This window comes from Pseudomonas sp. P110(2024), from assembly GCF_057480795.1.
This window is the reverse complement of record NZ_JBLIYT010000003.1, coordinates 79,113-95,524: the sequence shown is the minus strand read 5'-3', so window position 1 is coordinate 95,524 and position 16,412 is coordinate 79,113. Positions and strand designations below refer to the sequence as shown.

Here is a 16,412-nt window from a genome sequence, read left to right as displayed (position 1 = left end):
TTTCGCCTGCCGCTCAGCGTTGGTAACCCTTGCCGAAATGCCGCTCCAGCCGGGCCTGCACCAGCTCCAGCAGGATCGACAGCACCCAGTAGATCACCGCCGCGGTGGTCAGCATCTCCAGGTAGCGATAGCTGGAGCGGCCGTAGGACTGGGCCAGGAACATCACTTCCCAGACACCCATCACCGAAATCAGCGACGAGTCCTTGAGCATTGAGATGAACTGGTTGGCGCTCGGCGGGATGATGGTGCGCATGGCCTGGGGCAGGGTGATGTGCCAGAAGATCGCTGCCGGACGCATGCCCAGGGCCAGGGCAGCCTGGCGCTGGCCGACGGCGACGCCGATGATGCCGGCGCGGAAGATCTCGCTCAGGTAGGCGCCGTAGTTCAGTGACAGGGCGATGATCCCGGCGGCGATGGCGCCCGGCACCAGGCCCAGCTGTGGCAGGCCCAGGTAGATCAGCAGAATCTGGATCAACAGCGGTGTGCCGCGAAAGAACGAGGTATAGAAACTCGCCAGGCCAAACAGCACCGCACTGCTGGACAGCCTTGCCAAGGCGGCGGCAAAACCCAGCAGCACCGAGGTGAACATCGAACAGATGCACAGGAACAGGGTCAGCGCGGCGCCTTGCAAAAAGCCGTTGGGGCCAAGCCGGAAGCCTGCAAGGTTGGGGAATTTCTCTACGATGATCGAAAATTTCAGATCAAAGTTTAAGAAAAAGCCCACGAACAGCAGCAACAATACCAGCCACGTCAGGTACAGCCGGCTGCGAAAGCCGAGCAGGCGCGAGCCCGTCGTTGTGGCGACGGGTTTGGGAGCAGGTTGATGTGCATTCATTTACTGATGTCGGCGCCGATCCACTTCTGCGAAAGCTTCGCCAGCGTACCCTCGGCTTTCAGCTCGGCGAACACCTGGCGCACCTTGGCATCCCATTCTGGGTCGCCTTTCTCGATGGCCACCGAGTTGGGCTCTTCATACAACGGCGCCCCGGCCAGCTTGAAACGCTTGTCCTGGTTCAGGCGGGGTTGCGCGGTCACCAGGTTGGTCAGGATTGCATCCAGGCGCACGCCGGCGCCCAGGCCGAGGTCCTGGAAGGCAACGTTGTCGGTGTCGTATGGGGCGGCCTGGACGAAGTCGAAGGGGTAGTCGATCTTGCGGTCTTCGGCGCCTTCGATCACCAGGTTTTTGTTCAGGTAGCTCTCGTAGCTGGAGGCACTGGTCAGGCCGACCTTGCGCCCGTTCAGGTCCTTGGCCGAGTGGATGCGCTCGTCCTTGGCGTTGACCACGATAACCGCCGGCGAGGCGTAGTACTGCACCGGGAAGTCGAACACTTCGGCGCGCGCCTTGCTCGGCGTCATCGAGCAGATGCAGATGTCGTAGCGGCCGCTCCAGCGGCCAGCAGCGATCACGTCCCAGGAGGGCGTTTCCAGGCGCAGTTTCACCCCCAGCTTTTCGGCGACTGCCTTGGCCACGTCCACATCGAAGCCGTCGAGCTGATTTTGCTCGTTGAGGAAAGAGAACGGCGGGTAGCTCTCCATCAACACATTGACCAGTTCCTTGCGGGTTTCCACACGTTCCAGCGTGGCGCCTGCGAAGGCTTGAGTGGCAGCGCTCAGGGCAAGGAGACCGGCGCCCAGCAAGGTTGGTAAACGCATGGAGATACCTGAAAAAGTGCTTGAATAAAGGATGTTTGATATTTAATAGTTATAAACATGTACTAACTAGTGAATTTTATTCATATCAATATAAGTGAATGGCATATGGGCGAACGGTCGTTGGTTATTCTGGATGGCGGCATGGGGCGGGAATTGCAGCGCCGGGGTGCGCCGTTTCGTCAGCCGGAGTGGTCGGCGCTGGCGCTGAGCGAGGCGCCGGAGGCCGTAGTGGCCGTCCATGCTGCCTACATCGCGGCGGGTGCCGAAGTGATCACCAGCAACAGCTATGCGGTGGTGCCGTTTCATATCGGCGAAGCGCGCTTTGCCAAAGAGGGCTACGCCCTGGCACAAACCGCAGGGCAATTGGCACGGGCGGCTGCCGATGCTGCCGGGGGCAAGGTGCGGGTTGCCGGCTCCTTGCCGCCGCTGTTCGGTTCCTATCGCCCAGACCTGTTCCAGCCGCAACAGGTCGCCGCAGTGCTGACGCCGCTGCTTGAAGGCCTGGCCGAGCATGTCGACCTGTGGCTGGCGGAAACCCAGAGTTCGATCGCGGAAGTGCGTGCCATCCACGCGCAGCTGCCGCGCGATGGCAAGCCGTTCTGGGTGTCGTTCACCCTGCGGGATGAAGACGTCGATGATGTGCCACGGCTGCGCTCGGGCGAACCGGTCGCGCAAGCCGCCGAAGCCGTTGCCGCGCTTGGTGCGCAGGTGTTGTTGTTCAACTGCAGCCAGCCCGAAGTGATCGGTGATGCCATCGATGCCGCCAAGGCAGCATTCGAGCGCCTGGGTGCCGATATCGCCATCGGTGCCTACGCCAACGCCTTCCCACCCCAGCCCAAGGATGCAACGGCCAATGATGGCCTGGACGAGCTGCGTGAAGACCTGGACCCACCGGGCTACCTGAGCTGGGCACAGAACTGGCGCCAGCGCGGTGCCAGTTTGGTCGGCGGTTGCTGCGGAATCGGCCCGGAGCACATTGCCGAGCTCAAGGCGAAGTTGGTTTGATGAGGTAGATCGTGGCCTGCCGCTGAGGGTGGGCCAATGGGACTAGTATCCCAGAAATTGATGCCTTGGCGCCCCTGATGGATCCGGAGCAGACCTTCCAGCGCCTGCGCCAGGATGCCGGCAGCCTGCTGGCATTGCCGGACATCCTGACCGATATGGGGCTCTCTGATGCGCTAATGAACCATCCGGCCATTGCCCTCGGCTCACTGCAACGGCGGCTGACCGCCTGGGGGCTGGCATGACAGTTTCCATCGATGTGCGCGGGTTGTTGATCGATGCTGTGCGCGAAGGTATCGCCGACGGCAGCCTGGAACTCGGCGCGGCAGTGCGCCGCTTGCGTGTCGAGGTGGCCAAGATGCAGCAGGCGCAGTTTGCGAAGATGTGCAAGATTTCGGTTCGCACGCTGATTCAGATCGAGCAGGGGGAAGGCAACCCCACGCTCAAGTCGTTGAATGCAGTGTTCAAGCCGTTCGGCTTGAAAATGGGTGTGGTCAGTCGTCACTGGCAGATCGGTTGACTGCATCGCGGGGCAAGTCGCAAGCGTGGGAGCGCCGATGCGCCGATGCGACTTGCCCCGCACTGCTTCAACCCAGGCGACATGCCTCCAGCGTCAGCACCTGCCCCTGAGGCTGCTGGTTTTCCTCACTCAACCAACGCTCGAACCCCACCGCCACGGCCGGCCACTCGGCATCGGTAATCGAGTACCAGGCGGTATCCCGATTGCGGTCCTTGACCACCATGTGGTTACGGAACACCCCTTCAAACACAAAGCCGAACCGCTCCGCTGCACGCTTGGAGCGATCATTGGCGTTGTTGCACTTCCATTCCAGCCGGCGGTTGCCCAGCGCGAAGCCGAGCTTGCTCAGCAGGTAGACCGCCTCGGTGCCCTTGGGCGTGCGCTGCATGGCGGCGCCGAAGGCGATGTGGCCGATTTCGAAGCGACCCTGTTCCGGGACGATCGACATGTAGCTGAGGATGCCCTGGACCTGGCCGCTGGCGCGGTCGATCACGCTGTAGAACAGCGGGTCGCGGCTGGCGGCGTTGCCTTGCAGCCAGTGGTCGAAGCCGGCGCGCTCGGCAAACGGGCCGTAGGGCAGGTAGTCCCACAGCAACGGGTCCGAGCCCGGGCCTTGCAGTACTTCCCACAGGTCATTGCCATGGCGGGCCGGGTCGAGTTTTTCCAGGCGGATGAAACGGCCTTCGAGGGGCTCGGCCTTCGGGGTGCCGGCGGGCTTCCAGTTCAATGCGTCGTTCATGTTCGGCCTACAGTGCTTTGCGGAATTGGATGAAGCCCGGCCGATCGGCGATCTGTTCGTACAGGCTGATGGCGGTGGCATTGGTCTCGTGGGTCAGCCAGTGCACCCTCGTGCAGTCGGCGGCCTTGGCCGTCGCGTAAACATGCTCGATCAGCTGTCGGCCGATACCCAGGCCGCGTTGCTCGCGGTCCACGTAGAGGTCCTGCAGGTAGCAGGAATTCTGGATGCTCCAGTTGGTGCGATGGTAGATGAAGTTGACCAGGCCCACCGCCTTGTCGTCGACCCAGGCCAGGGTCGAATGGGTGGGCTCGTTGGGGTCGAGCAGGCGCTGCCAGGTGCTGAGGTAGACCTCGTCGGCCAGCTCGGTCTGGTAGAAGCGCAGGTAGGCCTGCCACAGGGAGCGCCAGGCGGCGTGATCGTGAGTGCCGACCGGGCGCAGGGTAACGGGGGTCATGGGCTTGTCCTTCAGAGATCGCGCATGTGCGCGGCGAGTTGGTTGTCCAGGTGGTCATTGCTGGCACTGAGGCCTTTGCGCACGCCGGCAATGTCATGCGCCGAACGGTTCTGGCTCAGTTTGCGCGCACCTTGCAGGCGGCTGATGGACAGGCGGATGCCAACGATGGCGCGGAGCATGCCGTCGAGGTAGTCGCTTGGGGCGTCAGACACTTTCCAGGGCTCGTCGCGGAGTTGTTCATGGCGTTCGGTGAGGCGGGTGACAATGTCCAGTAACGACTGGGCGTTGTGGATAACTTCGACCGGGCCATAGGCGTGCACGGCCAGGTAGTTCCAGGTCGGCACCACCTTGGGGTTGTCCGCCTTGCTCGGGTAGTAGCTCGGGCTGACGTAGGCATCGGCACCGGGAAACACCAGCAGCGCCTCGCCCCCTTGCTCCAGGTCCTGCCACTGGCGGTTGGCCCGGGCCAGGTGGGCGTAGACCGTGCCGAACTCGCCTTCGCCAGCCTCGACCAGTACGGGCAGGTGGGTGGCCAGCAGGCCCTGGTCACCCTGGCTGACCAGCAGCGCCAGGCGGGTTTGCAGCATGTGCCGGTGCAGGCGGTCGAGGTCGTGTTCCTGGTGGGACGTGTTGTTGTACATGCTGGATGTCCTTGCTGAATGACCCCATGCTAGGCAGGCTATTGGCTCTAGGTAAGAGCCATTCACGGCTGTTTTCATAGGTCCAATGTCATGAGCGAACGTTGCCATCCTCTGCCTTTCGACCCCGCGGGTATTGTCCTGGACCGCCGCCGCGGGCTGAGCCAGCAGCTCTACCATGCCTTGCGCGCCAGGGTGCTGGATGGGCGCCTGGGCAGCGGCACGCGGTTGCCGGCCACCCGCGATTTGGCGGCGATGCTGATGCTGTCGCGCAACAGCGTGGTGCGAGCCTACGACCAGCTGTATGCGGAGGGCTTCATCGAGAGCCGGGTTGGCGATGGCACCTATGTGAGCCAGCTGCCGAAACTATCCACACAATTATCAACAGGGTTATCCCTGGGGTTATCAACAGACTTATCCACATATAGTGCTTCAGATACTGAGGATTTATCCAGGCAGGCAGTCATCAGCGAGCCCCTGCAACTTCTGAAGAATCATCATTTGCCGCTGCCCAGAGGCGGGGCGCCCAAGGCTTTTCGCGTCGGCGTGCCGGCGTTCGACCTGTTCCCGTTCGAGGTGTGGGCCAAGCTGCAAGCGGGTTTCTGGCGAAATCCCGACCCGGCGATGCTGGGCTATGGCGACCCGGCCGGTGAGTGGCAGCTGCGTGAATTGATTGCCACCTACCTGCGACGCTCGCGGGGGCTTAGCTGCACGGCTGAACAAATAGTGATCACCAGTGGCGCGCAGGAGGCCATCAGCCTTTGTGCACAGCTGCTGCTGCAACCGGGCGATGGCGTGGCTGTGGAAAACCCGGGCTACCGGGCTGCCGGGCATGCCTTCGCGATGGCCGGGGCCACGCTCAAGGGCGTGCCGGTGGATGCCGAGGGCATGGACTGCGCAAGGCTGACCGAGATGCCCGAGTGCCGGCTGGCCTACGTGACGCCTGCCCACCAGTACCCCACGGGCGTCACCATGAGCCTGGCCCGTCGCCTGTCGCTGCTGGATTGGGCCGAGCGCCAGGATGGCTGGATCCTCGAGGACGACTACGACGGCGAGTACCGTTACAGCGGTGTGCCGCTGGCGCCACTGGCCTCGCTGGACCGCCAGGGGCGAGTGCTGTACGTGGGGACCTTCGGCAAGATCGCGCTTCCGGCCTTGCGCCTGGGATACCTGGTGCTTCCCGGGCGTCTGGTGCAGGCGTTCAGTCGATGCCGGGCGCTGGCGGTACGCCATTCGGAGGTCGGCACCCAGTGCGTGATGGCGCAATTCATGGCCCAGGGGCATTTCCAGCGGCATATCCGCCGCATGCGCCGGGCTGCGCTGGCGCGGCGCAATGTGCTCAAGGCAGGCTGGCCGCAGGACGTGCCGGGGCTGGGGGCCATGCCCGTGGTGGCAGCGGGGCTGCATGTGAAGGTAGATGTGGATAACTTCGCGCGGGAGCAGGAGCTGGTGGCTCGGGCGGAAGCGGTGGGGGTGGAGGTCAATCCGCTGAGCAGCTACTGGCTGGAGGATAGCGAGGAGCCAGTGGATAACAGGGCAGGGTTGGTGCTGGGGTTTGCCGCGGTGCCGGAGGCGCAGATAGCGGATGCGTTGATGCGTCTGCGCAAGGCTTGGCGGCGCTGAATTGAGGTCGCTCTGCGCCCCGTCGTCGGCAAGCCGACTCCCACAGTAACTGCGCATGCCTTTGTAGGAGCCGGCTTGCCGGCGAGGGGCTGCAGAGCAGGCCCCAACCCCATCAGGTTCCCGACTTGATCTTGGTCCAGGCCCGGGTGCGTGCCCGCTCGGCATCCCGTGGCAGTGGCTTCAAGGTATACAGCTTGGCCATCGCCTCCGTTGTCGGGTACAGGTTCGGGTTGTTGCGGATCGCTGGGCTTACCTTGTCGTTCGCATCCTTGTTCGGGTTCGGGTAGCCGACGAAATCGCTGATCGGCGCGATCACCTCAGGCCGCAGCAGGTAGTTGATGAAGGCATGGGCATCCTCCGGGTTGGCCGCGTTCTTCGGGATCGCCAGCATGTCGAACCAGATCGGTGCCCCCTCCCTGGGCAGGCGCATGTCCACTGTCACGCCATTCTTTGCCTCGCGGGCGCGGTTGGCGGCCTGGGAGAAGCTGCCCGAATAACCCACTGCCACGCAGATGTCGCCGTTGGCGATGTCGGCCATGTACTTGGAAGAGTGGAAGTAGGTGACATGCGGGCGGATCTTCAGCAGCAGGTCCTGGGCTTTCTGATAGTCGGCCGGCTTGCCGCTGTTAGGGTCCAGACCCAGGTACGACAGGGCCAGCGGCAGGATCTCCGACGGTGAATCGAGCAGCGCCACGCCGCACTGCTTGAGCTTGGCGATGTTCTCCGGTTTGAAGATCAGGTCCCAGCTGTCCACCGGGGCGTTGTCGCCGAGCACCGCCTTGACCTTGTCCGGGTTGAAGCCGATCAGCACGGTGCCGTACATGTAGGGCACGGCGAACTTGTTGCCGGGATCGTTGGCCTCGATCAGCTTCATCAGCGCCGGGTCCAGGTGTTGCCAGTTGGGCAGCTTGGCGCGATCGAGCGGCTGGAACACGCCCGCTTCGATCTGCTTGGCGAGGAACACGTTGGACGGCACCACCACGTCGTAGCCGGAGTTGCCGGTCAGCAGCTTGGCCTCCAGTGCCTCGTTGGTGTCGAAGATGTCGTAGACCAGCTTCACCCCGCTGTCCTTCTGGAAGTCGGTGAGGGTCTGCGGGGTGATGTAGTCGAACCAGTTGTAGACCCGCAGGGTGCGCTGGTCGGCATGGGCCTGGAGCGCGCCGGCGAGCAGGCCGGTGGCGATGAGCGGGGCGAGCAGACGCTTGAGTCGGACCATGTTCAGGCTCCTGGCTGGGCGTGCTGGAAGCCTTCCAGCACATTGACCGCGTTGATGCCGATTTCCTCCACAGCGTAGCCACCCTCCATCACGAACAAGGTCGGCTTGCCCAACTGGGCGATGCGCTTGCCCATTTCCAGATAGTCCGGGCTGTCGAGCTTGAACTGGGAGATCGGGTCATCCTTGAAGGTGTCCACGCCGAGGGAGATCACCAGTACCTCGGCGTCGTAGGCGGCGATGCGCTGGCAAGCATCTTCCAATGCAGCGCTCCAGGCGGCCCAATCACTGCCGGCGGGCAGTGGGTAATTGATGTTGCAGCCTTCGCCCGCGCCTTCGCCGACTTCGTCGGCATAGCCCAGGAAGAACGGGAACTCGTCCTGCGGATCGCCGTGGATCGAGGCGAAAAACACATCGTTGCGGGTGTAGAAGATGTCCTGGGTGCCGTTGCCGTGGTGGTAGTCGACATCGAGGATGGCCACCTTGCGCCGGCCCTGATCAAGGAAGGCCTGGGCGGCGATGGCGGCGTTGTTCAGGTAGCAGTAGCCACCCATCACCTCGGCGGCGGCGTGGTGTCCCGGCGGGCGGCACAGGGCGAAGGCCGCGTGGGCGCCTTGCTGGATCGCGGCCTGGGCGGTCAGGGCCACTTGCGCCGCGCTGTAGGCGGCCTGCCAGGTGCCGGCGGTGATGGGTGCGCCAGCGTCGAAGCTGTAATAGCCGAGTTCACCGTGCAGGCCGGTGGGCTTGACCTGGCGCAGGGTGCGCGCCGGCCAGGTGAAGGGCAGCAGGTCGCCGTCGTGGCCGAGTGCGGCCCAGCGAGCCCAGGCGCCTTCGAAGAAGTTCAGGTAGTCGGTGCTGTGGATACGTTGCAGCGGGGCGCGACCGAAATCGGTGGGGCCTTGCACGGGGCCGAGGTTGCGCTTTTGCACCTGCTCCAGGACGTGGTCGGCGCGGGAAGGCATTTCGAAGCAGGGCATCAGTTGGCCGTCGATCAGCTCGCAGCGGCCATGGTGCAGGCGGTGGTCATCGGAATAGATCGTCAGCACGTGTTGTTCTCCGTTTATGACTGGCGTGGGCCGATTGTGCTGGCTGGCCTGATGCAGGGAGAACGGCATGAATGGCCAAAAGGGGATAGATATGGCCATCACCTGTGCCGACCGCTATCGCGGGGTGGTCAGCCGCGGAAATGGCTGGGCGCAACGCCGCTCCAGCGCTGGAAGGCATGCCTGAAACTCGCGGTCTCGCTGAATCCCAGCGATTCGGCAATGCGATAGATCGGCATCTGGTCTTCGGCCAGCAGTTGCTTGGCCCGCTCGAAGCGCAACTCGTCGAGCAGCTGTTGATAACTGCTGCCCAGCGCTTGCAGGTGCCGGCGCAAGGTGCGCGACGAGCAGTTCATTTGCCGTGCCAGCCCCTCCAGCCCGGGGGCGGCATCCAGCTGTTGGACCAGCAGCTGGCGAATGCGTCCGAGCCAGGCCTGGCGTCCGGTGAACTCAAGGTTCAGGCGCCTGCAGCGTTCGCCCATGGCCTTGTGGGTGATCGGGTCGGCCAGCGGCAGTGGCATGTCCAGCCAGCGGCGCTCGAAGGCAAAGGCGTTGTCGCTGGCCTGGAAGCCGAGCGGGCACTGGAACGCACCGTCATAGAGCGTGTGGTAGCCGGGACGCGAGTGTTCGAAGCGCGCCGCCAGCAGCGGCAGCGGGCGGCCGAGCAGGTCATCGCAGATCACCTTCAGCGACACCAGGCAGAACTCTGCGTTGAAGGCGGCAAGGCCGGGGGCGTCGTAATGGTCGGTGGCGCTGAGCCAGACTCGCTGGCCGTCATCCACCAGGCGCAGCTGGAAGACTGTTCCCAGCAGTGCCGGATAACTCAGCGCCAGGCGCAGGGCGTCACCCAAAGTGGCACTGGAGAGCAGGGCGTAACCGAGCATCCCGTAGCACGACACATGCATCCGCCGGCCCAGTTCCAGGCCGATGTCCTCACGCCGGGCCACGGCGTTGGCGCACACCTGCAGCTCCTGTTGGGTGGTGATGCGCGCATCGGCGTGGCCCAGGTCCGCCGGGCCTATGCCGCTGCCGGCGAGCAGCTGCCGCGGGTCGACGCCGGCCTCCTGGAACACCTGGAGGATCAGCGAAACCGCGTTGAGGGTGGTGAGGTGGCTGTGCAGCATGCTCGGCGTCCCATTGGGCTGAGAAGCTTTGGAGAGCAAGTTGTGTGCCGTTGGAGGGATATCGAATCCCTGGCACAAAAAAAGGGCCCGGAGCGTGCGCTCGGGCCCTTGAAAGGTTGAGAGGTGTCTAGTCCCTCGACCTGGTGAGACTGTTTGCAGCGGCCTGGGTTACGCCTTCAGCGGAACCAGACGGGGAGCGATCATGTTTTCCGGACGCAGGATGTCGTTGAGCATCGCTTCGTCCAGCAGCTTCTCCTCGCGCACCAGTTCTAGCACGCCGCGGCCGGTTTCCAGGGCGACGCGGGCGATACGGGTGGCGTTTTCGTAGCCGATGTACGGGTTCAGGGCGGTGACCAGGCCGATCGAGTGCTCGACCAGTTCACGGCAGCGCTGTTCGTTGGCGGTGATGCCGACGATGCAGTGCTCGCGCAGCATGTCCATGGCGCGTTGCAGCAGGCGGATCGAGTCGAAGATCTTGTAGGCGATCAGCGGCTCCATGACGTTCAGCTGCAGCTGGCCACCTTCGGCGGCGACGGTCAGTGCCAGATCGTTGCCCATGATGGCGAAGGCCACCTGGTTGACGGCTTCCGGGATCACCGGGTTGACCTTGCCTGGCATGATCGAGCTGCCTGGCTGACGTGCTGGCAGGTTGATTTCGTTGATGCCGGTACGTGGGCCGCTGGACAGCAGGCGCAGGTCGTTGCAGATCTTCGACAGCTTGACCGCGGTACGCTTGAGCATGCCGGAGAACAGCACGAAGGCGCCCATGTCGGAGGTGGCTTCGATCAGGTCGGCAGCTGGGACCAGCGGCTGGCCGCTGATGGTCGCCAGGCGCTGCACGGCCAGGGCCTGGTAGCCCGGGTCGGCGTTGATGCCGGTACCGATGGCGGTACCGCCCAGGTTGATTTCGGTCAGCAGTTCCGGCGCCAGCGAGCGCAGGCGCTGCAGGTCTTCGGTCATGGTGGTGGCGAAGGCGCGGAATTCCTGGCCCAGGGTCATCGGTACGGCGTCCTGCAGCTGGGTACGGCCCATCTTCAGTACGTGGTCGAACTCTTTACCCTTGGCGGCGAAGGCCTGGATCAGGCTGTCGAGGCTGGCCAGCAGGGCGTCGTGGCCCAGCAGCAAGCCCAGACGGATCGCGGTCGGATAGGCGTCGTTGGTCGACTGCGCCATGTTCACGTCGTTGTTCGGGTGCAGGTACTGGTACTCACCTTTCTGGTGGCCCATGTGCTCCAGCGCGACGTTGGCGATGACTTCGTTGGCGTTCATGTTGGTGGAGGTGCCGGCACCGCCTTGAATCATGTCCACGACGAACTGATCGTGGAAATCACCCTTGATCAGTCGGGCGCAGGCTGCAGTGATGGCAGCGTGCTTAGCATCGCTCAGGTGCCCCAGCTCACGGTTGGCGTCAGCAGCAGCCTGCTTGACCATCGCCAGGCCGACTACCAGTTTCGGGTAGTGCGACAGCGGAACGCCGGAGAGGTGGAAGTTGTTGGCAGCGCGCAGAGTCTGGATGCCGTAGTAGGCATCGGCAGGGACTTCAAGGGTACCAAGCAGATCTTTTTCGACGCGGAACGATGCAGCGGAGGACATGATGGATATCATCTCGATTTTGACCCGGCACCTGCCGGAATGGCGCCAATGCTAGGGCTGCCCGGATTTTGCGGCCAATGCTGTTGCACGCTAACCTATGCACAAACGGCATACGGTTTGATGTGACGCCGATTGACAATCGAGCGTGTTCCATTTTGGTGCACGCGTTGCGGAGTAGTCGATGAACCTCGAAAGCAAATGGCTGGAGGACTTCAGTGCCCTGGCCTCAACCCGCAGTTTCTCCCAGGCGGCCGAGCGCCGGTTCGTCACCCAGCCGGCCTTCAGCCGGCGCATACGCAGCCTGGAGGCGGCGTTGGGGCTGACCTTGGTGAATCGTTCCCGCACACCGATCGAACTGACCGAGGCCGGCCAGCTGTTTCTCGTCACCGCGCGTACCGTTGTCGACCAGTTGAGCGAAGTTCTCCGCCATTTACATCACCTTGAGGGCGGGCAGGGCGAGGTGATTCAGGTGTCGGCTGCGCACTCGCTGGCGTCGGGCTTTTTCCCGCGCTGGGTGGCGCAGCTGCGCAACGATGGCTTGAACATCGCCACGCGCCTGGTGGCCACCAACGTCGGCGATGCCGTTCATGCATTGCGCGAGGGCGGTTGCGACCTGATGCTGGCTTTCTATGATCCGGACGCCGCCTTGCAGATGGACGCCGAGATCTTCCCGTCGTTGCACATGGGCACCACCGAAATGCTTCCGGTGTGCGCCGTTAGCCCGGACGGCAAGCCGCTGTTCGACCTGGAGGGCGAGGGCAGCGTGCCGCTGCTGGCCTACAGCGCCGGTGCCTTCCTCGGCCGTTCGGTCAACCTGCTGCTGCGCCAGCGCAACCTGCGCTATACCACTGTCTATGAAACAGCGATGGCCGACAGTCTAAAGAGCATGGCCCTCGAAGGCATGGGCATCGCCTGGGTGCCGAGGCTGTCGATGCGCGGCGAGCTGGAGCGCGGCGAACTGGTGATCTGTGGCGGCAGCCAGTGGCATGTGCCGCTGGAAATCCGCCTGTACCGCTGCGCGCTGGTGCGCAAGGCCAACGTGCGGTTGCTGTGGCGCAAGCTGGAGGGTGGCTCAGTTGACCCGAAAGTCAGCCAAACCCCCGAAAAATAAGGGCGACAGTTGGTCGCCGGGGGTGCCGTGATCGCCTCGCGTTACGCTATACTGCGCGGCCCCTCGACCGGATAGATCCGGTCATGATCAGCAAACAAGCCACGCCGGTCGTCCCGCGTGGCTTGTTGTTTTTTGACGCGCCTGCGGGCGCACAAGCGAAGAGGCTCGACGATGAGTGCACTGGTTGGCGTGATCATGGGCTCCAAGTCCGATTGGTCCACCCTTAGCCACACCGCCGATATGCTGGAAAAACTCGGCATTCCCTACGAGGTGAAGGTGGTTTCCGCCCACCGTACCCCGGACCTGCTGTTCCAGTACGCCGAGGAGGCCGAAGGCCGCGGCATCGAGGTGATCATCGCCGGTGCCGGTGGCGCCGCCCACCTGCCGGGCATGTGCGCCGCCAAGACCCACCTGCCGGTGTTGGGCGTGCCGGTGCAGTCGTCGATGCTGTCGGGTGTCGATTCGCTGCTGTCGATCGTGCAGATGCCAGCTGGGGTTCCCGTGGCCACCCTGGCCATCGGCAAGGCCGGCGCGGTCAATGCCGCGCTGCTGTCGGCAAGCATCCTGGGCGCCAAGTACCCGCAGTTCCACGCGGCGCTCAAGCAGTTCCGCACCGAGCAGACCGACACCGTTCTGGACAATCCAGACCCGCGCCAGGCTTGAGGTTGACGCTATGAAGATCGGTGTAATCGGTGGCGGCCAGCTGGGCCGCATGCTGGCCCTGGCGGGCACCCCGCTGGGCATGAACTTCGCCTTCCTCGACCCGGCCCCGGACGCTTGCGCCGCGCCGCTGGGCGAGCACCTGCGCGCCGACTACGGCGACCAGGACCACCTGCGCCAGTTGGCCGACGAAGTCGACCTGGTGACCTTCGAGTTCGAGAGCGTGCCGGCCGAAACCGTCGCCTTCCTCTCGCAGTTCGTGCCGGTCTATCCGAGTGCCGAGGCCCTGCGCATTGCCCGCGATCGTCTGTTCGAAAAGAGCATGTTCCGCGACCTGGGGATTCCGACCCCGGCTTTCGCCGACATCCTCTCGCAAGCGGACCTGGATGCCGCCGTCGCCAGCATCGGTCTGCCGGCCGTGCTCAAGACCCGTACCCTGGGGTATGACGGCAAGGGCCAGAAGGTCCTGCGCAAGCCTGAGGACGTGGTGGGCACCTTCGCCGAGCTGGGCAGCGTGCCCTGCTTGCTGGAAGGTTTCGTACCGTTCACCGGCGAAGTGTCGCTGGTGGCCGTGCGTGCCCGCGATGGCGAAACCCGCTTCTACCCGTTGGTGCACAACACCCACGACAGCGGCATCCTGAAATTGTCGGTGGCCAGCGAGGCGCATCCGCTGCAGGCCCTGGCCGAAGACTACGTCGACCGCGTGCTGCAGAAGCTGGACTATGTCGGTGTCATGGCGTTCGAGTTCTTCGAGGTCGACGGCGGCCTGAAGGCCAACGAGATCGCCCCGCGCGTGCACAACTCCGGGCACTGGACCATAGAAGGCAGCGAATGCAGCCAGTTCGAGAACCACCTGCGTGCCGTCGCCGGCCTGCCGTTGGGTTCGACCGCCAAGGTGGGTGAGAGCGCCATGCTCAACTTCATCGGCGAAGTACCGCCAGTGGACAAGGTCTTGGCCATCGACGATTGCCACCTGCACCACTACGGCAAGGCGTTCAAGGTCGGACGCAAAGTCGGCCATGCCACCCTGCGCTGCGCCGACATGGCCACCCTCAAGGCCAAGATTGCCGAAGTAGAGGCCTTGATCGCCGGCTGATCGAACTTCTGCCCGGCAATGCCGCTCTGAGATGGCAACATGCCAAAGCGCTGACTAGGCTTTGGCATGTTTCATGTTCATCACAGAGGGATTGCCATGGGCATCATTGGAACCATCTTCATTGGCCTGATCGTCGGCCTGCTGGCGCGTTTCCTGAAACCGGGTGACGACAGCATGGGCTGGATCATGACCATCCTCCTCGGCATCGCCGGCTCCCTGGCTGCCACCTATGGCGGGCAAGCCCTTGGCATCTACCAGGCCGGGCAGGCCGCGGGCTTCTTCGGGGCCCTGGTCGGCGCGATCATCCTCCTGGTGATCTACGGCTTCATCAAGAAGAGCTGAACACACGTTAGAATGCCGGCAATTCAATCCCCGAGTTGCCGAGCATTCCCATGCGTGCGTTATTCCTCGTCCCCCTGCTGCTGGCCAGCGCCCTGGCCCATGCCGAATTGCCCGAGACCGACTGGCTTGAGCTGATGCCCAAGTCGGACCAGAAAGCCCTCGAGCAGATGCCCGAGATCGACCACGACTCCCCGGAAGCCCAAGGGACCTTCACTGCCAAGGGTGGCCTGAAGCAGAGCAAGGGCTTGCCGGCGGTGATGTACTCGACCAAGACCGTGGCAGCGATGAACGGCAAGCAGATCCGCCTGGGCGGGTATCCGGTGCCGTTGGAAAGCGATGCCAAGGGCAACAGCACGCTGTTCTTCCTCGTGCCGTACCCGGGCGCCTGCATCCATGTTCCGCCACCGCCACCGAACCAGCTGGTGCTGGTGCGTTATCCGAAAGGGTTGAAGATCGATGACATCTACACGCCGTTGTGGGTGACCGGCACGCTGAAGGTGGAGACGGTCAGCAATGACCTGGCGGATGCGGCGTATGCGCTGGAGGCGGGGCAGGTGAGGGTGGTGGAGGATGCCGACCTGTAACGCATCCGGGACTGCTTTGCAGCCCGTCGCGACGCAAGGCCGCGCCCACAGGGATCACGCGAATCCTGTGGGAACGGCCTTGTGTCGCGAAAGGACCGCGTAGCGGTCCTGGAAACCTCAGAGCACTTCGCTACCGATCGCCACGCTCATCGCATGACTCGCCCCCGGCTTGAGCACCACCACGTCATCCATCACATTCGCCGTCTCGATGCACAGCATGCGCTGCCAGCCATCGTCGGCCATGTCCGGCAGGTCGCGGGCCCGCTCGGTCCAGGGGTTCCAGATGACCGCGGTGCGTGAGCCGCCGGCCTGCAGGGTGATGCGTCGGTTCCAGTGCGGGTCGACGATGGCCAGGCGCTCGGGGGCGTTCAGGTAGATGCGGTCGGTCTCGCCCGCGAAACCCAGGTTGCCCTGCTGCTGGCGTTGCTCCCAGTTGGCCAGGGTTTCGATATAGGCCAACCCGTCCACGCCTTCCACCTGCACCTGGCGCACGTCGCTTACCGCGAAGTAGCTGTGCAGGGCCTGGCTCAGGGTGACGTCGGAATGGCCGAGGTTGTAGCTGGTCAGGGTCAGCTTCAGCTGGTCGCCCAGTTCCACCAGCAGCTTGAGCTGGACTTCGTGGGCCCAACCCGGCAGATCGCCCTGGGCTTCGGGTAGTTCGAATTCGATGTGCAGGTTTTCGCCGTGCTTCTCGGCCCCCAGCAATTGCCAGTCGCGCCCGCGCACCAGGCCATGGGCCGGTGGCTGCTCGCCCTTGAACATGGCTTTGACCGAATCCGGGTTGCGTTCGAAGATGCCGAACCACGGCCAGCACACCGGCGCGCCGGCGCGCACCGACTTGCCCTTGCGGAAAATGGCCTGGTCGCTCAGCCACAGCAGCGGCGGTTCGCCGATTCGCTGGTAGCTGAGGACCTGCGCGCCCTGCTGGGCGATCAATAGTTCGGCCTGCTCGCTGGTAATGCGCCAGCAATTGAGTTCGCCGTGAAGCTCGGTCTCGACCGTGAAGTTAGCCATTGC

General features: G+C 63.8%; 19 protein-coding genes. 9 read left to right on the top strand and 10 right to left on the bottom strand.

Annotation, left to right across the window (positions count from 1 at the left end; all coding sequences use genetic code 11):
• Positions 1 to 13: 13 nt before the first annotated feature.
• The gene (locus AC25ND_RS05585; protein WP_028689990.1) at positions 14 to 835 is read right to left on the bottom strand and encodes an amino acid ABC transporter permease; all 822 of its coding nucleotides are present in this window, start codon (positions 833 to 835) and stop codon (positions 14 to 16) included.
• Complete coding sequence (locus AC25ND_RS05580) at positions 832 to 1,653, bottom strand: ABC transporter substrate-binding protein (protein ID WP_028689989.1); 822 nt, start codon at positions 1,651 to 1,653, stop codon at positions 832 to 834. Before AC25ND_RS05580 ends, AC25ND_RS05585 begins: the two co-directional genes overlap by 4 nt.
• A gap of 105 nt (positions 1,654 to 1,758) precedes the next feature.
• On the opposite strand from AC25ND_RS05580, the gene AC25ND_RS05575 reads away from it, so the two are divergent.
• From AC25ND_RS05575 to AC25ND_RS05565, 3 genes are all read left to right on the top strand, one after another.
• Positions 1,759 to 2,658, top strand: coding sequence for a homocysteine S-methyltransferase family protein (locus AC25ND_RS05575; RefSeq protein WP_028689988.1), 900 nt, complete (start codon positions 1,759 to 1,761; stop codon positions 2,656 to 2,658).
• 65 nt (positions 2,659 to 2,723) lie between these two features.
• Positions 2,724 to 2,900 (top strand): hypothetical protein, encoded by a 177-nt coding sequence (locus tag AC25ND_RS05570; RefSeq protein ID WP_486976158.1) that lies wholly within the window; start codon positions 2,724 to 2,726, stop codon positions 2,898 to 2,900.
• Entirely contained in the window at positions 2,897 to 3,175 is a 279-nt protein-coding gene (locus AC25ND_RS05565) for a helix-turn-helix transcriptional regulator (protein ID WP_486976157.1), read from the top strand. The genes AC25ND_RS05570 and AC25ND_RS05565 overlap by 4 nt, the downstream gene beginning before the upstream one ends.
• Before the next feature lie 67 nt (positions 3,176 to 3,242).
• On the opposite strand, the gene AC25ND_RS05560 is transcribed toward AC25ND_RS05565, so the two are convergent.
• From AC25ND_RS05560 to AC25ND_RS05550, 3 genes are read right to left on the bottom strand one after another with little or no spacing between them, the layout of a single operon-like run.
• Entirely contained in the window at positions 3,243 to 3,914 is a 672-nt protein-coding gene (locus tag AC25ND_RS05560; protein WP_028689986.1) for a GNAT family N-acetyltransferase, read from the bottom strand.
• 7 nt (positions 3,915 to 3,921) lie between these two features.
• On the bottom strand, positions 3,922 to 4,368 hold the full coding sequence (locus AC25ND_RS05555) for a GNAT family N-acetyltransferase (protein ID WP_486976156.1): 447 nt from the start codon (positions 4,366 to 4,368) through the stop codon (positions 3,922 to 3,924).
• Positions 4,369 to 4,379: 11 nt separating this feature from the next.
• A complete protein-coding gene (locus AC25ND_RS05550) occupies positions 4,380 to 5,009 on the bottom strand; it encodes an FMN-binding negative transcriptional regulator (RefSeq protein WP_028689984.1) in 630 nt (209 codons plus the stop codon).
• Between the two features lie 90 nt (positions 5,010 to 5,099).
• Between AC25ND_RS05550 and pdxR the strand changes: the two genes are divergently transcribed.
• Positions 5,100 to 6,629, top strand: coding sequence for a MocR-like pyridoxine biosynthesis transcription factor PdxR (gene pdxR, locus AC25ND_RS05545; RefSeq protein ID WP_486976155.1), 1,530 nt, complete (start codon positions 5,100 to 5,102; stop codon positions 6,627 to 6,629).
• 112 nt (positions 6,630 to 6,741) lie between these two features.
• Here pdxR and AC25ND_RS05540 read toward each other — a convergent pair whose 3' ends face one another.
• From AC25ND_RS05540 to aspA, 4 genes are all read right to left on the bottom strand, one after another.
• Positions 6,742 to 7,845 carry an extracellular solute-binding protein gene (locus AC25ND_RS05540; protein ID WP_028689982.1) on the bottom strand — a complete coding sequence of 368 codons (1,104 nt, stop codon included), beginning with the start codon at positions 7,843 to 7,845 and terminating at the stop codon, positions 6,742 to 6,744.
• A 2-nt stretch (positions 7,846 to 7,847) separates the two neighbouring features.
• Positions 7,848 to 8,888: a histone deacetylase family protein gene (locus AC25ND_RS05535; protein ID WP_207851223.1), complete on the bottom strand. Its 1,041-nt coding sequence runs from the start codon at positions 8,886 to 8,888 to the stop codon at positions 7,848 to 7,850.
• 128 nt (positions 8,889 to 9,016) lie between these two features.
• A complete protein-coding gene (locus tag AC25ND_RS05530; protein ID WP_028689980.1) occupies positions 9,017 to 10,009 on the bottom strand; it encodes an AraC family transcriptional regulator in 993 nt (330 codons plus the stop codon).
• A gap of 168 nt (positions 10,010 to 10,177) precedes the next feature.
• Positions 10,178 to 11,602: an aspartate ammonia-lyase gene (gene aspA / locus AC25ND_RS05525; RefSeq protein ID WP_028689979.1), complete on the bottom strand. Its 1,425-nt coding sequence runs from the start codon at positions 11,600 to 11,602 to the stop codon at positions 10,178 to 10,180.
• Positions 11,603 to 11,783: 181 nt separating this feature from the next.
• Between aspA and AC25ND_RS05520 the strand changes: the two genes are divergently transcribed.
• The 5 genes from AC25ND_RS05520 (at position 11,784) to AC25ND_RS05500 (ending at position 15,395) form a co-directional block, all read left to right on the top strand.
• Positions 11,784 to 12,713 (top strand): LysR substrate-binding domain-containing protein, encoded by a 930-nt coding sequence (locus tag AC25ND_RS05520; RefSeq protein WP_028689978.1) that lies wholly within the window; start codon positions 11,784 to 11,786, stop codon positions 12,711 to 12,713.
• A gap of 171 nt (positions 12,714 to 12,884) precedes the next feature.
• The gene (purE, locus tag AC25ND_RS05515) at positions 12,885 to 13,376 is read left to right on the top strand and encodes a 5-(carboxyamino)imidazole ribonucleotide mutase (protein WP_028689977.1); all 492 of its coding nucleotides are present in this window, start codon (positions 12,885 to 12,887) and stop codon (positions 13,374 to 13,376) included.
• 10 nt (positions 13,377 to 13,386) lie between these two features.
• The gene (locus AC25ND_RS05510; RefSeq protein WP_486976154.1) at positions 13,387 to 14,469 is read left to right on the top strand and encodes a 5-(carboxyamino)imidazole ribonucleotide synthase; all 1,083 of its coding nucleotides are present in this window, start codon (positions 13,387 to 13,389) and stop codon (positions 14,467 to 14,469) included.
• Between the two features lie 96 nt (positions 14,470 to 14,565).
• The gene (locus tag AC25ND_RS05505; RefSeq protein ID WP_011536441.1) at positions 14,566 to 14,811 is read left to right on the top strand and encodes a GlsB/YeaQ/YmgE family stress response membrane protein; all 246 of its coding nucleotides are present in this window, start codon (positions 14,566 to 14,568) and stop codon (positions 14,809 to 14,811) included.
• Positions 14,812 to 14,861: 50 nt separating this feature from the next.
• A complete protein-coding gene (locus tag AC25ND_RS05500; protein WP_028689975.1) occupies positions 14,862 to 15,395 on the top strand; it encodes a DUF3299 domain-containing protein in 534 nt (177 codons plus the stop codon).
• Positions 15,396 to 15,512: 117 nt separating this feature from the next.
• Here the strand turns inward: AC25ND_RS05500 and AC25ND_RS05495 are convergent, their stop codons facing one another.
• Positions 15,513 to 16,409 carry a D-hexose-6-phosphate mutarotase gene (locus AC25ND_RS05495; protein ID WP_069015982.1) on the bottom strand — a complete coding sequence of 299 codons (897 nt, stop codon included), beginning with the start codon at positions 16,407 to 16,409 and terminating at the stop codon, positions 15,513 to 15,515.
• Positions 16,410 to 16,412: the final 3 nt, after the last annotated feature.